21 protein-coding genes and 1 pseudogene are annotated in these 24580 nt (G+C 36.7%); 5 read left to right on the top strand and 17 right to left on the bottom strand.

Features of this window, described 5'->3' with window-relative positions; translation table 11 throughout:
- Positions 1-320 (top strand): transposase (locus J5J03_RS18670; protein WP_208586293.1); only part of this gene is annotated, 320 nt, incomplete at its 5' end.
- Positions 317-1192 carry an IS3 family transposase gene (locus J5J03_RS18665; RefSeq protein ID WP_208585884.1) on the top strand — a complete coding sequence of 292 codons (876 nt, stop codon included), beginning with the start codon at positions 317-319 and terminating at the stop codon, positions 1190-1192. The genes J5J03_RS18670 and J5J03_RS18665, both read left to right, overlap by 4 nt.
- 233 nt (positions 1193-1425) lie before the next feature.
- Here the strand turns inward: J5J03_RS18665 and J5J03_RS18660 are convergent, their stop codons facing one another.
- The 5 genes from J5J03_RS18660 to J5J03_RS18640 form a co-directional block, all read right to left on the bottom strand.
- Complete coding sequence (locus J5J03_RS18660) at positions 1426-1770, bottom strand: TRAP transporter large permease subunit (RefSeq protein WP_231710829.1); 345 nt, start codon at positions 1768-1770, stop codon at positions 1426-1428.
- A 1-nt stretch (position 1771) separates the two neighbouring features.
- Positions 1772-2365 carry a DUF3889 domain-containing protein gene (locus J5J03_RS18655; protein WP_208591863.1) on the bottom strand — a complete coding sequence of 198 codons (594 nt, stop codon included), beginning with the start codon at positions 2363-2365 and terminating at the stop codon, positions 1772-1774.
- A 152-nt stretch (positions 2366-2517) separates the two neighbouring features.
- Positions 2518-3087, bottom strand: coding sequence for a hypothetical protein (locus tag J5J03_RS18650; RefSeq protein WP_208591861.1), 570 nt, complete (start codon positions 3085-3087; stop codon positions 2518-2520).
- A 757-nt stretch (positions 3088-3844) separates the two neighbouring features.
- Positions 3845-6010, bottom strand: coding sequence for a DNA topoisomerase III (locus tag J5J03_RS18645; RefSeq protein WP_208591859.1), 2166 nt, complete (start codon positions 6008-6010; stop codon positions 3845-3847).
- A 198-nt stretch (positions 6011-6208) separates the two neighbouring features.
- Positions 6209-7468 carry a YeeE/YedE family protein gene (locus J5J03_RS18640; protein WP_208591857.1) on the bottom strand — a complete coding sequence of 420 codons (1260 nt, stop codon included), beginning with the start codon at positions 7466-7468 and terminating at the stop codon, positions 6209-6211.
- 654 nt (positions 7469-8122) lie between these two features.
- On the opposite strand from J5J03_RS18640, the gene J5J03_RS18635 reads away from it, so the two are divergent.
- Both J5J03_RS18635 and J5J03_RS18630 read left to right on the top strand, forming a co-directional pair.
- A complete protein-coding gene (locus J5J03_RS18635; protein WP_208591849.1) occupies positions 8123-9238 on the top strand; it encodes a YibE/F family protein in 1116 nt (371 codons plus the stop codon).
- A complete protein-coding gene (locus J5J03_RS18630; protein WP_208591847.1) occupies positions 9235-10005 on the top strand; it encodes a YibE/F family protein in 771 nt (256 codons plus the stop codon). The genes J5J03_RS18635 and J5J03_RS18630 overlap by 4 nt, the downstream gene beginning before the upstream one ends.
- A gap of 196 nt (positions 10006-10201) precedes the next feature.
- Here J5J03_RS18630 and J5J03_RS18625 read toward each other — a convergent pair whose 3' ends face one another.
- From J5J03_RS18625 to J5J03_RS18605, 5 genes are all read right to left on the bottom strand, one after another.
- Complete coding sequence (locus J5J03_RS18625) at positions 10202-10720, bottom strand: redoxin domain-containing protein (RefSeq protein WP_208591845.1); 519 nt, start codon at positions 10718-10720, stop codon at positions 10202-10204.
- Positions 10717-11367: a hypothetical protein gene (locus tag J5J03_RS18620; RefSeq protein ID WP_208591836.1), complete on the bottom strand. Its 651-nt coding sequence runs from the start codon at positions 11365-11367 to the stop codon at positions 10717-10719. Before J5J03_RS18620 ends, J5J03_RS18625 begins: the two co-directional genes overlap by 4 nt.
- 61 nt (positions 11368-11428) lie before the next feature.
- Positions 11429-12538 (bottom strand): putative lipid II flippase FtsW, encoded by a 1110-nt coding sequence (ftsW, locus tag J5J03_RS18615; protein WP_208591834.1) that lies wholly within the window; start codon positions 12536-12538, stop codon positions 11429-11431.
- Between the two features lie 12 nt (positions 12539-12550).
- On the bottom strand, positions 12551-13714 hold the full coding sequence (rodA, locus tag J5J03_RS18610; RefSeq protein WP_208591832.1) for a rod shape-determining protein RodA: 1164 nt from the start codon (positions 13712-13714) through the stop codon (positions 12551-12553).
- A gap of 154 nt (positions 13715-13868) precedes the next feature.
- Positions 13869-14474, bottom strand: a complete 606-nt coding sequence (locus J5J03_RS18605; RefSeq protein WP_208591829.1) for a helix-turn-helix domain-containing protein — start codon at positions 14472-14474, stop codon at positions 13869-13871.
- 206 nt (positions 14475-14680) lie between these two features.
- Here J5J03_RS18605 and J5J03_RS18600 point away from each other — a divergent pair, with 206 nt between their 5' ends.
- Positions 14681-15340, top strand: a complete 660-nt coding sequence (locus tag J5J03_RS18600) for a YczE/YyaS/YitT family protein (protein ID WP_208591827.1) — start codon at positions 14681-14683, stop codon at positions 15338-15340.
- An 83-nt stretch (positions 15341-15423) separates the two neighbouring features.
- Here the strand turns inward: J5J03_RS18600 and J5J03_RS18595 are convergent, their stop codons facing one another.
- The 7 genes and pseudogenes from J5J03_RS18595 to J5J03_RS18565 all read right to left on the bottom strand — a co-directional run bounded on the left by J5J03_RS18595 (position 15424) and on the right by J5J03_RS18565 (position 24518).
- Positions 15424-17649: an alpha-galactosidase gene (locus J5J03_RS18595; RefSeq protein ID WP_208591825.1), complete on the bottom strand. Its 2226-nt coding sequence runs from the start codon at positions 17647-17649 to the stop codon at positions 15424-15426.
- Positions 17650-17661: 12 nt separating this feature from the next.
- Positions 17662-18492: a carbohydrate ABC transporter permease gene (locus tag J5J03_RS18590; protein WP_208591802.1), complete on the bottom strand. Its 831-nt coding sequence runs from the start codon at positions 18490-18492 to the stop codon at positions 17662-17664.
- Positions 18492-19388 (bottom strand): annotated as a pseudogene (locus J5J03_RS18585) (carbohydrate ABC transporter permease). The gene J5J03_RS18590 and the pseudogene J5J03_RS18585 overlap by 1 nt, the downstream one beginning before the upstream one ends.
- A gap of 64 nt (positions 19389-19452) precedes the next feature.
- A complete protein-coding gene (locus J5J03_RS18580; protein ID WP_208591799.1) occupies positions 19453-20736 on the bottom strand; it encodes an ABC transporter substrate-binding protein in 1284 nt (427 codons plus the stop codon).
- A gap of 197 nt (positions 20737-20933) precedes the next feature.
- On the bottom strand, positions 20934-21962 hold the full coding sequence (locus J5J03_RS18575) for a LacI family DNA-binding transcriptional regulator (RefSeq protein ID WP_208591797.1): 1029 nt from the start codon (positions 21960-21962) through the stop codon (positions 20934-20936).
- Positions 21963-22223: 261 nt separating this feature from the next.
- On the bottom strand, positions 22224-23522 hold the full coding sequence (melA, locus tag J5J03_RS18570; RefSeq protein ID WP_208591795.1) for an alpha-glucosidase/alpha-galactosidase: 1299 nt from the start codon (positions 23520-23522) through the stop codon (positions 22224-22226).
- A gap of 111 nt (positions 23523-23633) precedes the next feature.
- Positions 23634-24518, bottom strand: a complete 885-nt coding sequence (locus J5J03_RS18565) for an AraC family transcriptional regulator (protein ID WP_208591793.1) — start codon at positions 24516-24518, stop codon at positions 23634-23636.
- Positions 24519-24580 lie beyond the last annotated feature (62 nt).

Genomic DNA, 24580 nt, shown 5'->3' with positions numbered 1-24580 from the left:
GAGAACATCGGCAAAGATACAGTGAAGAGTTTAAAAGAGAAACGGTAAAGTTTGCGCAAGAGCAAAAGCAAAAGAAAACCATGACAGAGATTGCGGAAGATATCAAGGTTCCACTAAGTTGTCTGCATGAATGGATGAGTAAATATCGCGAATTTGAAAACGAACCGGTGGTGGTGGAAGAACGTTTAAAGAAACTGGAGCGAGAACTAAAGGAAAAAGAACGGGAACTAAAGGCAAAAGACAAGAAAATAGCGGAGACCGAGGAAGAATTGGCTATCGTAAAAAAGGCGGTGCACATCTTCAGCAGACCAAAAAAATGAAGTTTCTATTCATTGAAGACAATCGCTCGGTGTTTTCAGTGGAGAAGATGTGTAAAGTATTAGAGGTGTCTACGAGCGGTTATTTCAAATGGAGAAAGCATAAGCCGAGTCCACAAGAAATACGTAGGGAAGCCATAAAGAAACGAATTAAATACCATTATTACGATGCTGACAGTATATATGGTAGTCCCAAAATCACAAAGCTATTAGTCCAAGAAGGATATCAAGTAACAGAAAGAACCGTTAGTGTGTACATGAAAGAACTAAACTTACGATCTTGTGTATCTAAGCCATATAAAGTATCTACAACGCATTCAAATCATGATGATCCTGTAGCACCTAATAGGTTAAATCAACACTTTACAGCACCAGAACCAAACAAGATATGGGTAGCTGATATCACCTATATCCCTTGTCGACAAGGGCGCTTATATTTAGCTGCGATTCTGGACTTATATACTCGTGAAATAGTTGGTTGGCGCTTAGATGGACATATGGAAACGTCATTAGTTCTTCAAGCACTAGAAGATGCTTATACGTTAAGAAACCCAGAAAAAGGCTTGCTTCACCACTCCGACCGTGGTACACAATACGCTTCTACGGAGTACCGGGACAAACTGAAAGAATTTGGTATGGAGGCAAGCATGAGTCGTACAGGAAATTGTTATGATAATGCTTGTGCAGAATCGTTCTTCAGCCTAATCAAAAAAGAATTAATGAGAGGTCAACGATTTCAAACGAAGGAGCAAGCTTACGCGGAGATTTATCGTTATATAGAGCTTTTCTATAATCGAAAAAGAATACATGGATCCATTGGTTTTATATCTCCGGTAGCGTTCAAGCAAAAATACGATAGGCAGCATGCGGCATAAAAGAAAGAGCACTTATCGAAGCAGTAAGTTGCCTTTTCATCACTTAGCGACTAGCCAGATGATTCCGTGGAGGGGTCAAGTGGTTTGGGCTTGATGCCTCCGCGGTATCATCTATCATTTGAAAAGTGAAGAAAAGGCTACGGTAATCTGACATGTATTCGTTATTTAGGTGTCCACTTTCTTGACAGAAGTCCAAAATGTCCGCACTCTGCCCTGATTTACCAGGTAATAATCTATGTACACATTTTTTCATTACCGGAGACTAAAACTAAAAACACACGCATCTCATGAAAACAGAATGCGTGTGTTTCATTCGGATAATAGCCAAACAGCGCTCGAAGGAATAGGGATACTTGTGGGAAGTATGCTACTACTAATAATATTACAATCATGGCTGCGTCGAATGTGAGAATTCCAAGTGATGCTCTTTCAACCGCGATCCTTCCTATCGTAGAACTAACTGAAGGTGTCACAAGTCCTACTGCTAAACACAAAATAAGTAATACACCGACATGGACCGGATCAATTCCTACATTCATCGCAACTGGCAGCAAAATAGGTGTAGTGCTATATCCCATTCTATAGTTCTCTAATATCAAATGAAATAACACGATCTGTTGTCGGATTATATACTACTGTTCCTCTGACAGTTAACCGTTCTTGCGTGTTTTGTAAAGAATAATCGTAAACTTCTCTTACTTGATTTTGCGAGGGCTGTGTTTTTTTAACAAAATTATAATCTGTCACATTATAGTTCGGATAAGCGGTCTGGGTAACTTCTAACAAATACTTCCCCCATTTAACCTGCTCCAATTCAGGTGATGGTTCAAATTGAATGGACAACACTCCTACAGATGGATTTACACCTAATGCCTCAAATGCCCTGCGATGCAAGTTTAAGTTTGTTTCCGGTGCGTTCGGCACTGTATCCACGACCGTCACAATAACTTCTCTAGCATTCTGCGGGTTTCTTACTTTAATGGTTTGGCCACATTGATAAGGGGAATTGGTGCTGACAGCTACTGTCATGTATTGATTATAAGACCAAGGAATATTACATTGGGTTACATTTCCGCCTTCTGTCCAAGTCGCCTGCCCATTAATGAAATTTTGGCGGAAATCATACGGATACATTTGATATTGCGGATAGCCGTACTGGTAATATGGGTACATATTCTTTTCCTCCTAAACATTTACTCAAGATATTCTATGAAAAACTAGGCAAATGTTGTGACTAGAAATATCCGATAGCAAACTTTCACCAATTATAAAAAACAAGAGCCTTGGTTAAGACTCTTGAAAAATAAATATATAAATAATTGCTGTTAACTATAAATCTTTTTCCATAATGGTACATTCACTTGGTAACCACCATGATGCTCTAAATAGACGGGTAAATCTCCGTGATAAATTAATTCTAATGCTTTCCACTCTTTTAAATCCTGCGGTTTCACCAGACATGCCGGTTTCTCATCAACGTAAATCCCTGCCTCTTTCAAGATGGTAACGACAAATTCCGAACAGAAATAAGCATGCTCGCGTTGCCATTCCATGTTTAAGAGGACACCAAATAGACCTAACAAATTATAGCGGTATTGATCTGTTTCAGCTTCCATTTTTTCTATTCGTTGTTTTAATACATAATATGTATCATCTGATATCGATAATTGATAGATCGCACATTTAGAATGACTAAAAAATGGAGTACGTAAATTTTCTCTGACAAATCCACCAATCCAAGGATTATATGGATGCTTTCTTCCGAAACTGTATACTTCTGTTAAAGAAGAATCAAAAGCAATCGATGCATGATTTAAAGTTGATTTTGTACACAGATTAATGATACGTGATAACATCGTCCCAGTATCTGTGAAAAGAAGATAAACTTTTTTCACCTTCGCCCCTCCTTCCATCTGTATATGATAGTTTGTCTTATCAATTTGGATAATGGGCTGTAGATATATTTTGAAGTAAGACTTGAGGCGTATTATTTCAATTTTGAAACATTTATCACGGTGCTAACCGTCTGTACGACCTCCACTTCAAGCTTCAAGTAAATAGAAGAAGCTAAGCAAATGCTAACACCCTGATAAGTTTCACTAATGATCATAGTTTCACTTTGATTTTCTTAGGTGGAAAAAAATTCAATATAAATGTAATTTTACTATATTATATTTTTTATCGATGTGCAAGGGTGGCTTGTCAAAAAGTGTAAAAGTAACCATTATGAAATATAGCGACTGTTTGTTTACCACTCCGGCTGCCCACTTCCCTTTCTGTGGGGTTTACCCTTCAGCTAACTGTTTCGAGCAATCGATTCCCACAGGAGGACCAGGTATCTTGGGTTATTATCCCTGTGAAAGGGTAAGGTATGGCATAAACAATCACTAAAATTGTTAAAAAACCCATATACTTTTTCTGTTCTTGTTGTAGAAAAAGTTAGATCATGCTAACACTAGAGAAGTCGAAACAGTCAGCCGTAGCGGTTGAATTACACTAGCTATCTTTCAAAATGGCAACTTCAGCTGAATAGCTGTCTTTGCATTCTTTAATCACATGTATTGAATCAACTTTTTCTATATTACTTGCTTATAAAAGTTGTGACTTACTAAAAAAACAACGAGGCGTATCTAACTACCACGTTGTTTTCTTTTACTTTTTCTTTAATTTAGCAAGTGCGTCTGCCAATGCAGTGTTGGCAAATCCGTCGTCCTGTTGTTTCATATATTTGTTCACATCTCGTTTCGTTGCTTTATTCTTGCCTTGTTTTTCTTTTCGTTTTTGGAATGAAGATAGCTTTTCACGATATCCACATACACAGGAAAAGGTTTGTCCTTCACCTTGTCCGCGTAGTTCCATTCTTTTATGGCAATTAGGACAACGCGCATTCGTTTTTTTGGCGATCGGCTTACGCTCTCCACATTCTCTGTCTTGACAGACAAGCATGCGACCTTTCTTTCCATTTACTTCTAACATAAGCTTTCCACATTTAGGACATTTCGTACCGGTCATGTTATCGTGTTTATATTTGGCATCAGTCGTTTTCACTTGGTGCACGATTTCCTTTGTATATCCTTTTATTTCACTGATAAAGGCTGTTTTCTTCAGTTGACCATTTGCAATCTGATTCAGCTTTTTCTCCCACTCTGCCGTTAACAACGGAGAACGTAGATCAGCTGGTACAAGCTCAAGTAACTGTTTACCTTTTGATGTAAGGTGAAGATATTTCCCTTTTTTCTCGATGTAAAAGGTATTAAACAATTTTTCGATAATATCTGCTCTCGTTGCGACAGTTCCTAAACCACCAGTTGCTTGTAGCGTTTTGGATGCGTGTTTTTCATCTCTTTCTAAAAACTTCGCTGGATTTTCCATTGCTTGTAGTAATGTTCCCTCTGTTAAGCGTTCTGGCGGTTTTGTTTCCCCTTCGATCAATGTTAAGCTTGGGTTTTCCCAGACATGTTTTTCTTGGATATCACTGATCTTTTGTTCGTCCTCATCGTCATTGTCATGGTTATAAACAGCTTTAAAGCCTGGATCAATCACATTTTTCCCACTAGCAGTAAATGTTTCACCAGCTATTTCAGCTTGTAACTCGATTTTTTCAAACTGAAATGGTGGCAATAAAACTGCTAAAAATCGCTTAATTACGAGATCATATATTTTTTGTTCGTGATCAGATAATTTCGATAAATACACCGGCTCTTCTGTCGGAATAATCGCATGGTGATCGGAAACTTTGCTGTTATCAACAAACGATTTATGAGCTTTGATCGGCTGTTTCTTTATTTTGTTTGCTATCTTCGCATATGGACCTACTCCACAGCTTACGACTCTTTCCTTTAATGTAGGCACAATATCAGTGGAAATATATTTAGAATCGGTTCGTGGATAAGTCAATACTTTATGCTGTTCATAAAGTTTCTGCATGATGGATAATGTTTGTTTTCCTGAAAAACCGAAAATACGGTTTGCATCCCGCTGCAAATCGGTTAAGTCATAAAGGCTAGGAGCATAGCTCTTTTTATTCTTTTTGTCGATACGAGTGACAGCTATCGTTTTATTTTGTAATTTAGATTGTAGTTCCTTTGCCTTTGATTGATCAAACAGGCGTGTTTCTCCTTTAGCATTTTGCCAAGTTAAGGTAATGCCATCCTTTGATCGTGCTTTCAGTTGGTAATATTTTTTCGGCTGGAATTGTTTAATTTCCTTCTCTCTCGATGCAATCATCGCTAGGGTTGGTGTTTGTACACGACCGCTCGATAGCTGCGCATTAAATTTCGTCGTCAATGCTCTCGTTGCATTCAGTCCAACATACCAGTCTGCTTCTGATCGAGCAACTGCTGATGCATAAAGATTATCGTATTGTTTGGCTGGTTTTAAGTTATGAAAACCTTGCTTGATCGCTTGATCTGTTACAGAAGAAATCCATAACCTTTTGACAGGTTTGTTAACACGAACCTTTTCCAAAATCCAGCGTGCCACTAATTCCCCTTCACGTCCAGCATCCGTAGCAATCACGATATCATGCACATCTTTTCGAACAAGTTGATTTTTTACGGTTTGAAATTGTTTGCCTGTTTTCTTAATTACTACTAATTTTAATCGGTCTGGTAACATCGGAAGTTCATCCAGTTTCCATGTTTTATATTTATCATCATAAACCTCGGGATCTGCTAGTGTAACTAAATGTCCTAGCGCCCAAGTAACAATATATTTTTGACCCTCTAAAAAGCCATTTCCTTTTTTATTACACTGTAATACTCGTGCTATATCACGGGCAACAGAAGGCTTTTCCGCTAACACTACGGTTTTCTTCATGAAGGAACATCCTTTCCATAAACATTACACTTTAATATAACATACTAGCGACTTTACTAACATTTAAACGAATAACTATGTGGTACAAACATCTTATCATAGTTATAAAAGTGCGTATAGCTAGGCTAGTTTATTCACTATTACAAAAAGCTAAAAAATCACCATGGGCATATCCTGCATGGTGATTTTTTCTCCTTATTAACAAAATGAATCTTTTGGTTTCGGTACGGATAATCCAAATAGTGGTCTGAGATATAGTGCTACAAAAGTACCCGCTAATGCTAGAATCCCCCAAATATAACCGTGAAGGCTGAAGGAGGCAATGCCACCAAAATAAGCACCAATATTACATCCAAATGCAAGACGGGCACCATAGCCCATCAGTAGACCACCAATTACAGACGCCATCGCATTTTTCCCTGTTATTTTAGAAAACTTGAAGAGTCCACCTGCTGCTGATGCGAGGAATGCCCCAAGAATAACACCTAAATTTAACACAGTAGTAGAGTCAGCAAAAATAGATGCCTCTAGTACGGAAGCATTTGCGCCTTGCCAATAACCCCAACTAGCTACATCGACTCCAAAGAATTGTGCTACTTTTGAGCCCCATAAGGCAAAAGCAGAAGTAACTCCCCATGGAGCACCGCGAGTCATTAATGTTAAGGCATTAAGAACTGCTAATACAATTGCTGCAGCAAATAATGGCCATGATCCACGAAAAATCCTCTTCCAGCCTTTTTCAGAAGGTAATGGAGCCATTTTTGGTGCACGTTTCTTTTTCTCTACAACTAGGGATATCCAAGCTATTAGTCCAAATAATGCAATTGACAATATCCAAGCACCACCATAGCCAATCCCTGTAGATGTTGCTATAGAGACAGGTTCGAAGGCTGGTAAATCTTCTGTCCAAAATGGAAGATGATAGGCCCCTACTGTTGAACCAATAATAAAGAATAATAGCGTGACAAACATGACAGAACGTCCACCACCGACTGCATAAAGGGTACCAGAAGCACAACCTCCACCTAATTGCATCCCTATCCCAAACATGAAAGCTCCTACAACGAGACTCAATCCAACTGGTGATACATAACCAGCAACTTCTCCACCAAAGAAAGAAAAACCAAATGCTAGAATGGGAGCAAATAATGTAACAGCAACAGCCAACATTAACATATGTGATCGTAATGCCTGCCCATTACCAACAGACATAAACCTACGGAAGGCCGAAGTAAAGCCAAATCGCGCATGAAATAATGTATAACCAAGTAACAGACCAATTACTAGTAATAACGGTTGAACGCTATTTTGGGAAAACATTAAATAGACCAATAATATGAAACCAACTATTAATCCCCCAATTATAAGTGGCATTTGTGGTTTATTTAAATTCGAATTTTTTTGTTGTATGGAATCTTTTACTGCATCTGCAGCTTGAACTTTCACTGTTGTTTCCATCTAAATCACTCTTTTCTTATTAGTTTACTAGGGTTTTCTTTTATTATCATAATGGCAAGTTGTTTTTGTGTCAAAGAAATAATTTAGATCTGCAATCAATTAAACCAGTTTTGCTTATTTGTCAGACATTAAAAACGTCTTAACGGTTTCGCTAAACATTAAGACGTTTTTCATTATAGTAAATCTTGTTGAAATTCCATCAATCCGAGGTACTATTTCAAAATTCGTTACATTTATGAAATATGATACAATTCGGGGGTATAAGTCCTCCTTTACTAAACTTTGTGCCAACGAACAAAAATTAGGCTGTTATACGGTTATTAACCAGTTGGTACATTTATTCAAAATTTAATAAAGAAATCACCTTATCTGTATGACAAAGAGTTTAAAGGGATGCTATTATGTAGGAAGTAGGGAAAAACCCAAACTTAGAAGATTCCAAAGAGGATTTTAATCAATACGGAAAATGTTTATCAGGATCAACCGGCTCCATACTTACGGATTTCCTACTCCTTTGCATTTATAAAGTGATACTATGATCAATGGAGGTTTTACCCCATTGATTATTAGCGAGACTGAAGATTTGGAGAACGGATTGTGCCGATTGATTAACCCTTGCGTAATTTCTTTAATATAAATGATGGAGTGAACAGCTTGAAAGCATGGATAAAAAATTTAACAAAACAGCAACTTCTAATAGTCACTCTGATTGCTGTATGCTTTATCAGTTCGATTATTTTTGTCAATCACAACCACGAATTCTATGACAGACCAATTGGCAAAATAACCAATACAGTACAAACGGATAAAGCAGAAACGGTTGATCAGCATCAAAATCAAGATTATATGGTTACCCAGGAAATCACAGCTGAAGTACAAAACGGTTCCAACAAAGGGAAAATGATCGAAATAACGAATGAATACTTCGAATCACAGGCAGTTGATCAAGCATTTGATACAGGGGATGAAGTATTCGTCACCATTGATGAATCCACTTCTACCGGAACCATTGAAGATGTCAAACGTGATAAGTATCTCATCTTGGTAGCTTGGATTTTCATCATTATTTTGCTTGCCATCGGTAAGAAACAGGGGACCCTATCGGTGATCAGCTTAGCGGTAAATGCCGGCATCTTATCGTTAGCATTGGACATTTATCTACAAAATTCAGACCTTAGTTTAATGGTCATTTGCGGTATTAGCATTGTCCTTTTTACCGTGATATCGTTACTGTTGGTCAGTGGCTTTAATGAAAAAACATATACAGCGATTGTCGCCACCTTACTTGGTACGTTAAGTTCACTTTTGATTGCTTATTTTGCCCTTTTTGTAACAGGAGAGCAGGGATTACGTTATGAGGAAATGTCCTTTCTAAGTAGGAATCCGCAAATTGTTTTTATGGCAGGACTTTTAATCGGATCGTTAGGAGCAGTCATGGATATAGCGATTACCTTGTCCTCGTCGATCTTTGAGTTATATCATAAAAACAACAATATTAAGTTAAGCATAATAAAAAAAGCAGGTTTGGAAATTGGAAAAGATATTATGGGGACAACAACCAACATACTATTTTTTGCATATGTCAGTGGCTCCATTCCCATGTTATTATTATATTTCAAAAATGAGTCAGCATTTGGTTTCACCTTATCCACAAACCTCTCGATGGAGCTAGCACGTGCTTTAGCTGGCGGTATCGGAATCGTCTTAACCATACCGATAACAATTTATACTTCGATCTTCTTCATTAAAAGAAAGCAGGCGAAACAATGAGCGCATTATTCGTATTAGCAATCATTTTATTTGTCTTAATGGCAATTGTCGGTGGAAAGAAAGGTATAAAATCCTTTATTGCATTTATTATAAATTTCTTTGTTCTAATCACTGTTATTTTAATTATGAATGATCCAAATGGTGACCCTGTTCTTTTAACATTACTAGCATGTATTGTTATCAGCGCAGTTAGTCTCTTTTTCATCAATGAAGTCAATAGTAAAACAACATTGGCTTTCCTTTCGACAATTATTACGATTGTGTTATTACTGTTATTTATTATTTTCATCACAGAAGAATCAATGATTCAAGGATTTGGCGAAGAAGAATCTGATAGCATTTATTACTTTTCCTTACAAATTGGATTGGATTTTGTAAAAATTGCCACAGCCGTTATTATTATGAGTACGATTGGAGCAATTGTAGACACGGCCATTTCTATCACATCTCCTATGCGTGAAATCCATCAACAAAACCCTACCATTTCAAGAATGGAACTGTTTTTAACAGGGATCCGCATCGGCAAAGATATATTGGGTACTAGTACGAACACGCTTTTCTTTGCATTTTTCGGTGGTTATATGGCACTCTTAATATGGTTTAAAGATTTATCTTATTCATTCGGGGAGATCATTAATTCCAAAGTATTTAGTGACGAAATGATTACCATCTTTACTGCGGGAATGGGAGTTGCAATTGTTATCCCCATCGCTTCGGGGATGACCGCCTATTATCTTGTTAGAAGAAAGCAAAAACACAAGGCTTGAGAATATCATCGTTTGGACATTCGGTCCGTTATTTGGTTAAATAATGCCCTTTTTTAGCAGTGAGCGGACATTGAGTTCCTTATTTGATGAAACAAGCCAAAAATAAGCGAATTTGATATAGAATAACGGAACAAATGTCCACAAACACCGTCACAACAGCATTTTTGTCATATATAACGGATTTAATGTCCGCCTACTATTTCAATTTATTATATTCCAACATCATCTGGTCGTAGTTAAGCGGACCAAATACATTAAACTGGATGATACCATTGGAATCTAACATATAAGTGGTAGGAATAGGACGAATTTGATAACGATCGCCCACAACATTTCCCTGATCTAACGGAATCGTAAATGTCAGATCATATTCCTCTACAAACTGACCAACATCTTCAAAATTAGATTCCGTATCCGTTAAATTAATCGCTAAAATCTTCATGTCTGTATCCTCATAAAAACGTTGCATATCCGGCATTTCCGATCGGCATGGAGGACACCATGTTGCCCAAAAATTAAGCATCACCGGCTCACCACGGTAATCCGATAATTTCACCGTTTCCCCGCCCAGTGTTTCTAACTCAAAATCCGGTGCAATATTTCCTATTTCCAGACCAATATTATCTGCCTCTGTAATCTTGTTATCTATTACCACGTCGATAACAGCCCATGCCACCATTGCTAATAAAACGGCACTAATGATCCATTTTTTCATCGCATACTCCTCCTATTACGGTAATATGTATATCCTTGGAGAACGCCAATCATGACGAAAACGATATAAAAGATTAGATGTGGTGTAAATTGAAAAATCGTGGTTTGTGTTACTATTTGCAGTAGTCCCCATCCGATTAATGTAATATTTGCAATGATGTTCGGCGACTTTTTATCACTGGAATAAATGATAAAAACTAATAATAGGATTAGACCTATGAGATATAACCAGTTCTTCTGGTACAATATATGATCCAAAAAAGAATAAATGAAATTAGTCGTGAGAAACACCGTGCTAAATACATAGAGATTGTCATAATATTGATCAATCGATTTGATCCATCTCCACTTACTAAACAGAATAGTTAGGATAACCGCTATGTAAAATGCATTCGTATTAGCTGGATAAGCCAAGATAGCAACAGGGTCTGACAAAAACGTTTGAAATTGAAGCACTATTTTTCCAATCCAAATGGCAATCATGAAAGTAATGAAAATATTAGAAACCGTATCGATTATGTTCTTTGTTTTTTCCTTTGGATATGGGCTGATCCAGTAAAAGAAAAGAAAGCCTAGTACAAAACTAACAATTATTAGAACCAGATCAACCTTGATCACGAAAGGTCCAAGTAGCCAAGCTTGAGGCATGTCCCCACCCCCATCCTCTATTATATATCGATTGGGAGAGAAGTTGATAGGGAAACACCATTTAATTTTCCACATACTTAATAGAATAGGCAGAAATATTTAATAATATTCCCGCCGAAACCATCGTTACTATTAATGATGAACCACCGTAACTAATAAAAGGTAAGGTGATACCAGTAATAGGCATCATTCCTAAAATCGCACCTAAATTAATAAACGCTTGTATAATGATTTGAAAGGTAATTCCAAAGGCTAACAGTTTACCAAATTCATCTCTTGCATGCATTGCAATCCGAATCCCTTTCACAAAAAGAAAGAAATAGAAACTTAACACAGCTACGACTCCAAACAGACCCAATTCTTCCGTTATGATCGACATAATAAAGTCTGTATGTGCCTCTGGTAAATAGCCAAGCTTCTGAACACTTCCCCCCAATCCGTTTCCAGTAATACCTCCTGTATGGATCGAGATATAAGAATTAACTAGCTGATAACCTGATCCTTGGGCATCTGCAAAGGGATCTATGAAAGATGCAACTCTCTCAAGTCGGTAAGGTGACTTCATTGCGAAGAAAATAAATATTGAGACTGCAACACTTCCTAGTAAAAATAAGTGACGAAATCGAATTTTTGTAAAAAATAAAATCATCCCACATGAAAATAATATTAATGTTGCAGACCCTAAATCTGGTTGTTTCAGTAACAAACCAAATATAAGTGCCAAAATAATAAGTGGTGGAATAACTCCTTTGCCAAAATGACCAATATAGGCTTCTTTTCTACTATAGAAGTAAGCAAAATAAATAAGCATAGCAAGTTTCGCAAATTCAACTGGCTGAAATAGAAATCCACCGATTGAAATCCATCTAGTTGAAAAATTTCGTTCCACTCCGACTCCAGGTATTAAAACGAGAACTAATGCTGTCAAAGTAAACAAAACAAGCAAGGGACTTAATTTTCCATATACTTGATATGGCAATAGCATAGCACCTATTGAAAATAATCCGCTAAAAACAAGCCAAAATAGCTGTCTGTGAAAATAGTATGATGCATTATCATGCTGGATATATGCATAAGGGTAGCTTGCACTATAAACCATTACGACACCAAAGGTAACAAACAACAAAAGTACCATTAACAATGTTAAGTCTATATTTCTCAACCGCTTCATCATATACTCCCCTTATGCAGTCATATCATTCTCTGATGCAAACATATAATCTTTAGAGCGCACATAAATACTTTGAACTAAGCCTAATGCAAACATATTGGTGATTAACGCACTTCCACCATAACTAATAAATGGTAGTGCTATTCCTGTTACAGGCATTAAGCCTATCGTCATCGCGATATTTTGGAAGCTTTGGAAGGAGAGAAGTGTAATAATACCAACACAAATATAAACACCAAATAAATCGTCTATTTTTAACGCAATCACTATGATGCGATAGATTAGTAAAAAATAGAGAACAATTAAAATACTACCTCCTATAAAGCCAAATTCTTCTCCAATCACAGCAAACACAAAATCAGTATGCGCTTCAGGCACACGACCACTTTGGACTTGATAACCTTGATTAAACCCTGATCCTGTCAACTGACCTGCACCTATCCCTAACATGGCTTGTCTTAATTGATAGCCAAAATTCATCGTATATTCAGCTGGGTTAATCCAACTGTAAATTCGGCCCAATTGATGTGGCTCAAAAAATCTAGAGATCCATTCTTCATGTTGCGAAAATAAATAGATTACTAATATTACACCGGAGATCAATACAGACATAACACAGACAATCATCCTATTACTTATATTGGACATCAATAATAAACCTAGTGCTGTCACTGCAATTAAAAGGGCAGATCCTAAATCTGGTTGTTTAAGAATCAAAATAAACGGGATTGCCAGAACAGCGACAGTTTTTAAAACAAGTGGAATACTTTTGATAAAGGTTAATTTTTCTGTACCATATTTTTTATAAATGGCTGCCAAATAAATAACTAAGAATATTTTCATTAATTCTGATGGCTGCAGGTCCATAAACCCAAGATTCATCCATCTTTGAGAACCATTTCTTTCAATACCAAAATAACGAACATAAATAAGTAGCAAAATCCCCAAAATATATAAATAAACGGCCCAGTTTTCAAGTAAGTCATAATCAAAGTAAGCAATACCAATCATGATAGCCATACTGACGATGTACCAAATAAATTGTCTTCTGGCAAAATAAAACGATTGCCCATCCGTGTATTGACCTGTTCCACTGTATACAGCTAACAAACTAATCATTAATAGACCGATTAAAATAATAAGCATTAGATAATCGAGTGTAGGTTTCTTTGTCATATGTCTCTTCCTTCTTTTAATGCTTCGTTGATAAAGTAGGACTATTATCAGTAGGGGATTTTGGCCACCACTAATCATAGCGAAACTTATCAGGGTCCTAGTATCTGTTACCTTATTTTGCTTCCTTGTGTTAATTGGAGGGGACTTACAGACATTAGCACCGTGATAAAGATTGCATAACGTACTGTATAGCTAGTGCATCATCTAAGTACCCTATAGGAAATAAGTAATCTGGAATAATGTCCACTGATGCAATAAAATAAAACAATGCACTTCCTATTAATAAAAGCTCTTTTTTAGTTGCTTTCTTTTCTTTAAAGGTTTGATACATAGACTCTAACTGTTGTATATACGGACCTTGTCCGCCTAAAGCAGCCATTTTTGATTTGAACTGTTTTAGAATGGTAGCTCTTCCCTCTTCTGTATTACTCTCTTTCCGATACTCAAGTAACCTTTCTTTCAATCTGTCAGCTGAAAAATTTTTTACAGGCAGATTCATTTCCGAGATGAGAGCACGTACATGTTTAAAAGATACTGGCTGGGTCGGCTCACCACTTTCTTCAGAACTTACTAATTCTGATAAAGGAATATGTAAGCTTGTTGAAATAGCTTTAAGATGACCTAACGTTGCTTTTCTCTTCCCATTCATAATTCTAGAGATAGTGGAAACGTTAATCCCTGTTTCTTTTGCCAATTGACGCATACTTTTATTTCTTTCATTTAGTGCTTCTTTTATTAACACAACATAATTTGTTGACATACGAGTACACCTTCTTTTTAAAATCTATATTTAAGATAAAGGAGTGTTGACAAAATGTCAACACTCCTTTAGTTTATAGGTTTCACTTCCTTTATCATTCATCAGTTTACTCTATCCATATCAAAACATTTCGGATATAATATCTATGGGGCAATACTAAACCAAAATAGATTTTTTTATATAAAAGAGATAAAAGGGGACACAGCATGAAAGCGATGACATGGAGAAGATTTAATATGGTGCTCATTGGCAACCTGTTTATCGGGATTGCTGTCGCACTATTACGAATTAGCGCTTTTGGGACCGATCCTTATTCAACACTAAACCTTGGCATAAGCGGCTTTCTTGGTATTTCACTTGGCGTTTATCAGTTGATATTTAACTTTCTTTTACTTGGGGTTATCTTTCTTTATTCCCGAAGTTTAATTGGAATTGGAACTATTGTGAACATGATTGGAATTGGCTTTATATCGGACTTTATAGTATACGGTTATAGCTTTTTCTTTGATGATATGCCTATCCTCGCTATTCGTTTAACCTTGATGGCAATCGCTGTTATATTTGCTAGTTCAGGTGTTGCATTATATATAACGCCGAATTTGGGAATTTCACCATATGATGCCTTAGCCTTCGTTATTGTGAAATTATCCAAAAACAAGGTGCCTTTCCCGATCGCGAGGATTACAACAGATAGTTTATGTGTGGTGATTGGGTTTTCGTTTGGTGCAATAGTCGGTGTCGCAACTGTTATACTCGCCTTTTTCACAGGTCCGTTCATCCAATTTTTCCGCAAACGAGTAGCTGAGCCCATTCTCGCTCATGAGAAGAAACGAGCGGTTACAGCTGTTGCAGTACATAAAGGATAGTTGAAATCATTATATAAATGTATTTAGTGAGCTTTGATAAATTGTTAAAAGGATCTCTACTAAATAAGCAGAGATCCTTTTTATTATTTCTTATGAATTACAAAAAGGCGCGAGTAGAAGTCACCGGCTACTTCATGTTCATGACGTTCACGGAATCGTTCGTGATCTAGCGGTATACCAATCTCCATTAATTCATCCCCATGATATATCCCTTCATATCCTTCCATTTCATAGTTTGCCTCTGGGTCTAACCCCTTTAGTAACAAGCGGTTAAAACCTGGATTAGGACGAGATAAGACATGATAATCTGCTACTACAGCCTTGGACTTATCTTTTGATACTGAAATCCATGATGTTCGATTACCGTCTTTTTCAAACGGGCTATGGATACGGTGGAATGTCCCGAATTGAAATACTTCGCGATGCTTTTTGAAAAATGCAATTTGCTCTTTGATCTCCTGCTTTTCCGACTCCGGCATTCTTGTCACATCCAACTCATAACCGAATGCACCGAAATATGCTACTTCTGCTCTGGTTCGCAAACTTGTATAACGTCCCACTTGATGGTTAGGGACTGCGGATACGTGTGCTCCCATTGAACTTATTGGATATATAAAAGATGTACCATATTGAATTTTAAGTCGTTCTACTGCATCTGTATCATCACTTGTCCACGTTTGAGGAGCATAGTATAACATACCAGGATCAAATCGACAGCCACCACTTGCACAAGATTCAAATAAAATATCAGGAAACTCAGACGTTAAACGTTCATATAAATCATAAACCCCCAATATATAACGGTGCGTTACTTCACGCTGTCGGTCGGCAGGCAATACTCGTGAACCAATCTCCGTTAAATAGCGGTTCATATCCCATTTTACATAAGAAATCGGGGCATCTCGTAAGATTTCAGCGATCATATGATAAAGCGTATCAACTACTTCTTTACGGGAGAAGTCAAGCACATACTGGTTACGACCATGTGACGGATTTCGGTTTGGCACATGAATAATCCAGTCTGGATGCTCTTCATATAGCTTACTTACCTTCGATACCATTTCAGGTTCAAACCACAAGCCAAAATCCATTCCAAGATCCGTTACTTTTTCAGCAAGACCGGTTATACCATTTGGTAATTTATCATCATTAACAAACCAATCACCTAGTGAAGTTGTGTCATCATTACGTTTACCAAACCAGCCATCATCCAGTACAAATAGTTCGACACCTAATTTGTTAGATTGTTTTGCCATCTCGAGTATTTTTTCTTCATCAAAGTCAAAATACGTTCCTTCCCAGTTATTTGTTAAAATTGGTCGTGCTCGGTCACGCCATTTGCCTCTTACTAAACGTTTTTGATAAAGATGATGAAAGTTTTGACTCATTCCATTTAACCCTTGATTAGAATAAGTCATCACTACTTCCGGAGTTTGAAAGCTTTCATTTTCTTCCAATAACCAATTGAAATCAAATGGGTTTATTCCTAAACTGACACGTGCAACATCTAAGTAATCTACTTCTACCTGCGCAAGAAAGTTACCGCTGTAGACCAGACTGAAACCGTAAACATCACCTTGAAATTCAGTAGTCTTTGGTCGCTTTAATGCAGTAAACGGATTGTGCTGACTACTACTAATGCCACGTGTACTCGAAATATGTTGGATTCCTTCTTCCAATTTCCGTGTTTTAAGGTGTCGTTCTCTACTCCACGCTCCTGATAACTGCATCATTTCATAATCAGAGTCGAAGAAATCCACATTTGCACTCATCGCACGAATAACGTTGAGGTTCTGTTTACCATAATTAATAAACTTGGCACTGCGTACTATTGCATCTTGTTCTTCAAAAACAGAGTAAAGTAAGATCAATTCTGCATCGATTTCGTCATCGTACAATATTATTTCTACTGTTTCTACCGGATCACCGTTTTCAGCATATGTGGCTGGTAAACCATTCAATTTGGGCTTACCTTTGTAGATCTTATGCTCTTTATACTGGAAATCGGTAATTCTGCTACCATTCTCTTGCAACACTTGGTATGCTGGCTCACGGAAATCAGTTGTACCATAAGAAGGATATTCCTGTTTTGTCTGCTCCAATGAGAAAGTCATATCTCCTTCTTTTAAGTAGGTGATATTGGAACGAAATCCTGTTTCCAGATAATGTTGAAAAGAATCTTTATGTTTTACTTTTTTGCCGTAATAAAGATGCCCGAGTTGTTCATTTTCTAATACTGTAAAAATATAGCTGGATTGATTGGTTTGTAGATGGAACTCTCTAGTTTGGTCATTATACGCAATTGTCATGTTTAAACTCCTTTATCCTTTTACTGATCCTGATGCTAATCCTTTAATAAAGTACTTTTGTAAAAATAAAAATAGAATAACCATCGGCAACATTGCTATAATAGCTGCTGATGCTACAAGATTTAAGTTGTTTGTATTCTCTCCAAAGAACCCTGATAGCGCAACTGTCATTGTTTGTACCGATTTATCTTGTAAGAAGAAAATCGCAAACTGATAATCATTCCAGATAAATACACATGCAATGATCAAAACAGAAGCTGTAACAGGCTTTAATAATGGAAATACGATTCGGAAGAAGATACTCATTGTACTTGCACCATCAATTCGCGCTGCTTCCTCCAGTGATTTCGGAATAGTCGAACGAATAAAACCTGCATATAAGAAAATAGTTAACGGTAAATAAGCTGCTACATTGTTAAAAATAGCTACTTCATGTGTATTCATCAATCCGATGCTAACAACTAATTGATACAACGGTACTAACGCTGCTAATGGCGGTACTACCATAATTGCAATGAAGAACATATACATAAATTTATTTAATTTCGTTTGTCTTCTTGCTAAAGGATATGCTGCGAGAGAACCTACCATAATTAATAGTATGGCAGCAAAGAATGTTATAATCGTTGTATTCAACAGAGCATTACCTAAATTCGCCTTTTCCCACGCTTCACTAAAATTACTCCAATTAATTTCTGCAGGAAAAACCCATTTTGAGCTGAAATCACCTTTTGCCTTTAATGCTGTTGTGATTAAGATATAAAAAGGCATAAGATGTAAAAGTGTAATAACCAAAGCCATGATCGATAATGTTGTCTTTTTTCTTCTGGAAGAATAATTCATTATGCCTCCACCTCCTTACGACGGAAGTACACAAGAGCCGATAAACTTAAGATCAATATAATCACCATCATTAACACACCTTGTGTTGCTGCATAACCCGCATCCTGTCGCGAAAAATATAAGTCATACATAAAAGTAGACATCGATTGGGATGCATTTCCAGGGCCGCCACCTGTTAATGAAATAATGACATCAAATAATTTTAAACCACCAATAATATTAATAACCATATTAATGGTGATCGATGGCATTAATAAAGGTAGTGTAATGTTTTTGAACTGTTGAAAGGAAGAAGCACCATCAATTTCTGCCGCTTCATAAAAGTCTTTGGAAACACTTTATAAACCTGCCAAATATATTATCATCGCTATTCCAACGAATTGGAAGGTATTTACGAATACGATAATCCAAATATTTAAGTCCGCATTTCCTAATGCATTAATGGGATCTCCTCCTAATGCCATCAAGACATCATTTAATGCGCCACCCTGGTAAGCAAAGAAAAAATACCAAATATACCCCATGATTAACGGACTGATAATTACGGGTAAATAAACAACCGTCCTTGTTATTGCTTTAAATTTTATACTTTGATTTAAAAGTAATGCATAAACTAAACCTAAAATATTTTGAAAAACTGTACTGCCGATGCCATATAATAATGTATTTCTTACAATAGTCCATGTATCGGGGTCTGTCAGCATACGTGTATATTGCTTTAAACCAATAAAATCATACATTTGCGAAAAGCCATTCCAGTTTGTAAATGAAATCCGAATACCATTCACAAAAGGATACACAATAAAGAAAGCTACAAACAGGAATGCTGGTAAATACATCCACCAAAGTGATGAATTATTTTCTATTTTTGCAGTATTCTTTGTGCTTTTATTCATCGCTATTCAACTCCTATTATGGAACGAGCAGGGGATAATCCCCTACTCGTTATACACAGTTTTTTTATTCCGACCCCTCTTGTTCTAATAGTCGAGTATATTCTGTAGCCATTTTTTCTGATACGTCTTCAGGTGTTAAGGACCCAGATAACAATTCTTGCCCTGCTGTACCCATCGGTTCCCACATACCACTCGGTAAGAATACCCTGTCGAAATAAGGTTCTACCACTACATCAGAATACTCATCGTAGTAAGGTTGGAAATAAATATCTGCAGATGCGTTCGTAAGCCCTGCTGGCAATGACGTACCTTCTGCTAATTCCTGCACTATTTCTGGTTGAGCTAAAAATTCTATAAATGTCTTGGCTTCTTCCGGATACTCTGTGTCTTTCCAGATCGCATAGGTGTGACGTTCCCCACCAATCCAACTTTGCTCTCCACCTTCATGAATTGCAGGCACTGGCATAACACCTAATTCTGCATCAGGGTTTAATTCCCGAACAGCACCAATTGGAGTTGTTGCCATAACAAAGGCAATTTTATCCTGTGCTAATAACTGTGTTTTTTCATGAACTTGCGCTGTTAATGCATCTAGATTAATCAATTCTTTTTCTTGCATTTCTAATAACTTCTCAGGTAAGAATGTATAAGGTTCCCAATCAAATGATCCATCTAATAATGCTTCACTATAATCGTGATCAGGGTGTGTAATTAATAACGGTGTGGCAAATTGATCAAAGAACTGACCAAACTCACCTTCTTCACTACCTCCAAACCATAATGGTGTTACATCTCCATTGCTTTCTTCTTTAATCGTTTCAAGCGCTGTCATAAATTCATCAAATGTATTAGGTGGCTCGATTCCATAGTCATCAAGCACGTTTTTGTTGTATGTTAATCCATCTTTCGCTTGATTAATGGGATAAGCATATACTTTCCCATCTTCGTCCGTAAAAATTTCTTCTAAAGCAGGATCCAAATCTGCTACCCAGTTCATATCACTTAAATCCATTGTGTATTCACCATAGCGATTTTGTGACCAACCATGTGTATCAAATAAGTCAGGCATATCATTTGCAGCCATTTTCACACGTAATTGACTCTCATATTCCCCAGCTGGAAAGTTGTAATCGATAGTAATATCCGGATATTCTTCCTCAAATTTCCCAATAACAGATTCCATCGCTTTTTGATCTGCTTCATTTGTCACAGTAGAATATAAAGAAAGGGTTACCCCGTCCATTCCACCTTCTCCATTTGTATCATCTGACGATCCTCCAGCAGAGCAACCGATTAATACGACAGAAATAAAGCTAATAATTATTAATGATTTTAAAAACGTTTTCATTATAAAACTCCTTTTTATAAAATATTTAAAAACTGTAAACATTGTAAGGAGCACTAAATTTCATTTATAATGAGAGTGCTCTTGTCCAAAAAAGAGTGCTTGTAGTCCTAGATTCGTTCCGCCAAAAACCTTTCTAGGACTGCAAGGTTACATTTATTCAATGTTGGTCTCACCTCCTTAAAGTTGTAAAAATATAATTATTTTTCTGCACCACCACAACTCTCTCTAACTACAAAATTGGTAGGTACAGTTACCTTCAAAGGAATATCCCGACCTTGTATGCGATCAACCAACAGCTTGACACTTGTTCTACCCATTAGTTCTGTCGGCACATGAACAGTTGATAATGGACAACTGGCAAACTTCGCCATTTCCACATCGTCAAAGCTTACAATTGCAACGTCGTCTGGTACCTTAATATGTTCTTCTTGAAGTGCTCTCAAGGCCCCCACCGCCATAGGATCACTAGCGATAAAATATGCATCTGGCAAATTACCCTTAGCAATCGATTCTTTCATCAGACGATAACCTTCTGACATGGTAAATTCTCCAATAAAGATATGATCTTTCGCATACTTCCCTAACTTTTTCATTTTTTTATTAAATATTTTATATCGTTCGTCATCAAATAATCTCTTTTCCTTTTGTTGCCTATGTTCTGCTTGTACACCTCCGATATAACCAACTCTTTGATAACCTAGTTTTATTAAATGGTCTAGAGCTAGATTTGTAGATTTTTGAAAATCGATAACGACCGAATCAAATTGATCCTCATCTGGTGAGCAATCTACATAAACAAAACATTTAATTTTTTGTTTTAATTTGTTAATGATTTCGGTATCAATTTTTCCTATTACAATTAATCCGTCTAATCCTTCATTTATTTGTGAAAGTTGAAAACTATGGATACGGTATATCTCCGTTGTTTCTATTTCTAAGTCTCTGCATTGATTTTCTACCCCTTGTCTAATGGATAGGAAGTAAGGGTCGTTTAATTCCTCTGCTAAAGATTGACATAAAAATATACCGAATTTGTAAGAAGTTTTATGACTTTCTGTTTGTTTTTTCCTTATTCTCATGGTCTTGTAGTTTAAGCTTTCAGCTACTTGTAATATTCGTTTTCGTGTTTCCTCTGCAACAGATAGTGAAGCATCATTATTTAATACTCGTGATACTGTTGCCGGCGAAACCTTTGATTTGATCGCAATCTCTTTTATAGTTGCCATAATAACCTCAACCCCCACTTTTAGTAAATAAATCACATTAAACATCAATAATTTAGTAAATTTTATTTTTGTTAAAACGATATTAACACATAATTTAACCGCTTTCAATATGTTTATTTAGAAGTTTTAACGATTTTTAATATGTTTAGTAAAATAGTTACTAACAAATTCTATTTATTACGTAAATGTTAAATTGGGGGTAAAAAAATAAAAGAACACCTTCTTTTTTCTGCAGATAGTAGTAAGAAGGTGTTCTTTTTCTTATTGATATTCCGGCAACCAATCTCCATGTTCTTCAATTAAATCGTCACATAAAGTGATAATATCATTAATGGATAACTCTGCTGCAGTATGTGGATCGAGGAGTGCTGCCTGATAAATTTTTTCCTTTTTCTTCGTAAGCGCCGCTTCTATTGTTAATAGTTGTGTATTAATGTTGGTCCTGTTCAGTGCTGCCAATTGTTCTGGCAAATCACCAACATAGGTAGGTGTTACCCCACTTGCATCCACTAAACAAGGAACTTCAACGACAGCATTTTCCGGCAAGTTGCTGATTAGTCCTCCAGTATTCAAAACGTTACCACCTATTTTAAATGGTTGATTCGTTTCCATTGCTTCAATGATGTATGAACCATATTCATGTGTGCGTTCATGCTGCAAGTTTTGATCGTTGACAAGATCATCCCGCATTTTCTTCCAGCCTTCAATTTGGTTCACACAGCGACGCGGATATTCATCTAATGGAATATTATATTTCTCGATTAATTCCGGATACTTGCTCTTAATAAAGTATGGATGGTATTCGGCATTATGCTCCGATGACTCTGTCACATAGTAGCCGAACTTATCCATTAATTCAAAACGCACCATATCGTCATGCTTTTCTTGTTGTTTTTCTTTTGCACGTTTTTTAATTTCCGGATAGAGATCTTCCCCGTTCCTTGTTATTTCAAGTAACCATGCAATGTGATTAATGCCGGCAATCTTCCACTGCACATTATCTTTCGGCATCTCTAAAGAATCTAATAAATGGCTAGCACAAACCTGAACACTGTGGCACAATCCGACAGTTTTAATCCCTTCTTTTAGCATCACATTAGTTAATACCGCCATTGGATTTGTATAATTTAAAAACCATGCATCAGGGCAAACTTCTTTCATGTCACGAGCGAATTCCTGCATCACAGGAATCGTTCTTAAGTTTCGGAAGAGCCCGCCTATCCCTAATGTATCTGCAATTGTCTGGCGTAATCCGTATTTCTTTGGCACTTCAAAGTCGGTAATCGTACACGGGTCGTAACCTCCGACTTGTATAGCATTAATCACATATTTGGCATCCCTCAATGCCTCTTTACGATCATGATAAGCTGTTACTTTCACATTCGCGTTTAAACTTTTCTTTAAATTGTTTAACATCATTTCCGAATCATTCAAACGCTGGTGATCGATATCAAATAAGGCAAATTCGAAACCTTGTAAGGCCTCTACTGTCATACAGTCACCTAGTACATTTTTGGCGAAAACCGTACTTCCTGCTCCTAGAAACGTAATTTTGGACATATTTTCTCCTCCTCATTCGCATTAAATTGCTATTACTTACTATCATCTTATGAGGATTTTGAAACGTTTACAATCGTAAATATTTTTAATAAGAGTAAAATATTGCGGTTATTAATCAATGAATAATCGATCGACGGGCATCACGTATTTATTTTGACGATACTCACTTGGTGTCTCATTCAATAATTTCTTAAACACTTTACTAAAATAATTACTGGATGAAAATCCAACTTCTTGGGCAATTTCGTCTATTGTTTTCTCATTATTTTGTAAAAGGTCTAAGGCGTGCTGAATGCGTACCTTGGTTAAATAACGAACAGGAGTTTGATTGATAGAAGCAGAAAAAAGCCTCGTGAAATGATATTTGGATAAACCAGATGCGGCAACAATATCATCTAATGAGATATCCTCAGCATAATTGTTTTCCATAAAGGAAACTGCCTTTGAGATGGCGACAGGTAACTGGTCCTCTTGAAGTTGTTCATGCTCAAAATATTGCGAGCATTCCATCAAAAAACTATAGGCATAGCCCGAAGCTTCATAGCCATGATTAATACCAGTTGCTTCAATTTTCTGCAATACTCGCAATATGTGTTTAATTGGTCTAGAGTGGTCCGGGAGCTGAAGGATATGACCATATTTTTCTGATAAATACTGAAAATGGCGAATTGCTTCCTTCCCATAAACGGTCATATAGATGAAATCCCAGTACGTTGATTCTTCCGGTAAGTAGTAACAATGATCACTAGGGATTTTTACGAAAAAAGCATCACCTTTCGTTAATGGGTAGATTTCGTTGCCAATTCTAATTGCTCCTTTACCATCTAACGTATATTGAAAAACTACTCTTCCTTCTTCCCCTCTTTTTAATCCATCCCAAATATAGGTATGCTCACTCCGGGACTCCTTTCCAATTGAATGAAGACCTGCAACGCGTTCTTGATAATCTCCTTTTAACCGAAAACCATATGACTGGTGTTTAGAATATGATTGCATGAGATCTCTCCTCCTTACTTCTATCATACCGAATTTCCTCAGAATGTCATTCCTTGATTGAC

Source organism: Gracilibacillus suaedae (assembly GCF_017599345.1).
GTDB classification, from domain to species: domain Bacteria; phylum Bacillota; class Bacilli; order Bacillales; family Amphibacillaceae; genus Gracilibacillus; species Gracilibacillus suaedae.
Note: the sequence above shows the minus strand (reverse complement) of the source record. Positions and strands in the feature narration are given on the sequence as shown.

What these genes read in the sequence shown, in the direction of transcription:
- J5J03_RS18620 (WP_208591836.1), bottom strand. Translation starts at nt 11,367, where the DNA reads ATGCCTCAAGCTTGGCTACTTGGACCTTTCGTGATCAAGGTTGATCTG.
- J5J03_RS18640 (WP_208591857.1), bottom strand. Translation starts at nt 7,468, where the DNA reads ATGGAAACAACAGTGAAAGTTCAAGCTGCAGATGCAGTAAAAGATTCC.
- J5J03_RS18665 (WP_208585884.1), top strand. Translation starts at nt 317, where the DNA reads ATGAAGTTTCTATTCATTGAAGACAATCGCTCGGTGTTTTCAGTGGAG.
- J5J03_RS18575 (WP_208591797.1), bottom strand. Translation starts at nt 21,962, where the DNA reads ATGGCAACTATAAAAGAGATTGCGATCAAATCAAAGGTTTCGCCGGCA.
- rodA (WP_208591832.1), bottom strand. Translation starts at nt 13,714, where the DNA reads ATGACAAAGAAACCTACACTCGATTATCTAATGCTTATTATTTTAATC.
- J5J03_RS18600 (WP_208591827.1), top strand. Translation starts at nt 14,681, where the DNA reads ATGAAAGCGATGACATGGAGAAGATTTAATATGGTGCTCATTGGCAAC.
- J5J03_RS18565 (WP_208591793.1), bottom strand. Translation starts at nt 24,518, where the DNA reads ATGCAATCATATTCTAAACACCAGTCATATGGTTTTCGGTTAAAAGGA.
- J5J03_RS18645 (WP_208591859.1), bottom strand. Translation starts at nt 6,010, where the DNA reads ATGAAGAAAACCGTAGTGTTAGCGGAAAAGCCTTCTGTTGCCCGTGAT.
- J5J03_RS18580 (WP_208591799.1), bottom strand. Translation starts at nt 20,736, where the DNA reads ATGAAAACGTTTTTAAAATCATTAATAATTATTAGCTTTATTTCTGTC.
- ftsW (WP_208591834.1), bottom strand. Translation starts at nt 12,538, where the DNA reads ATGAAGCGGTTGAGAAATATAGACTTAACATTGTTAATGGTACTTTTG.
- melA (WP_208591795.1), bottom strand. Translation starts at nt 23,522, where the DNA reads ATGTCCAAAATTACGTTTCTAGGAGCAGGAAGTACGGTTTTCGCCAAA.
- J5J03_RS18655 (WP_208591863.1), bottom strand. Translation starts at nt 2,365, where the DNA reads ATGTACCCATATTACCAGTACGGCTATCCGCAATATCAAATGTATCCG.
- J5J03_RS18595 (WP_208591825.1), bottom strand. Translation starts at nt 17,649, where the DNA reads ATGACAATTGCGTATAATGACCAAACTAGAGAGTTCCATCTACAAACC.
- J5J03_RS18660 (WP_231710829.1), bottom strand. Translation starts at nt 1,770, where the DNA reads ATGGGATATAGCACTACACCTATTTTGCTGCCAGTTGCGATGAATGTA.
- J5J03_RS18630 (WP_208591847.1), top strand. Translation starts at nt 9,235, where the DNA reads ATGAGCGCATTATTCGTATTAGCAATCATTTTATTTGTCTTAATGGCA.
- J5J03_RS18605 (WP_208591829.1), bottom strand. Translation starts at nt 14,474, where the DNA reads ATGTCAACAAATTATGTTGTGTTAATAAAAGAAGCACTAAATGAAAGA.
- J5J03_RS18590 (WP_208591802.1), bottom strand. Translation starts at nt 18,492, where the DNA reads ATGAATTATTCTTCCAGAAGAAAAAAGACAACATTATCGATCATGGCT.
- J5J03_RS18625 (WP_208591845.1), bottom strand. Translation starts at nt 10,720, where the DNA reads ATGAAAAAATGGATCATTAGTGCCGTTTTATTAGCAATGGTGGCATGG.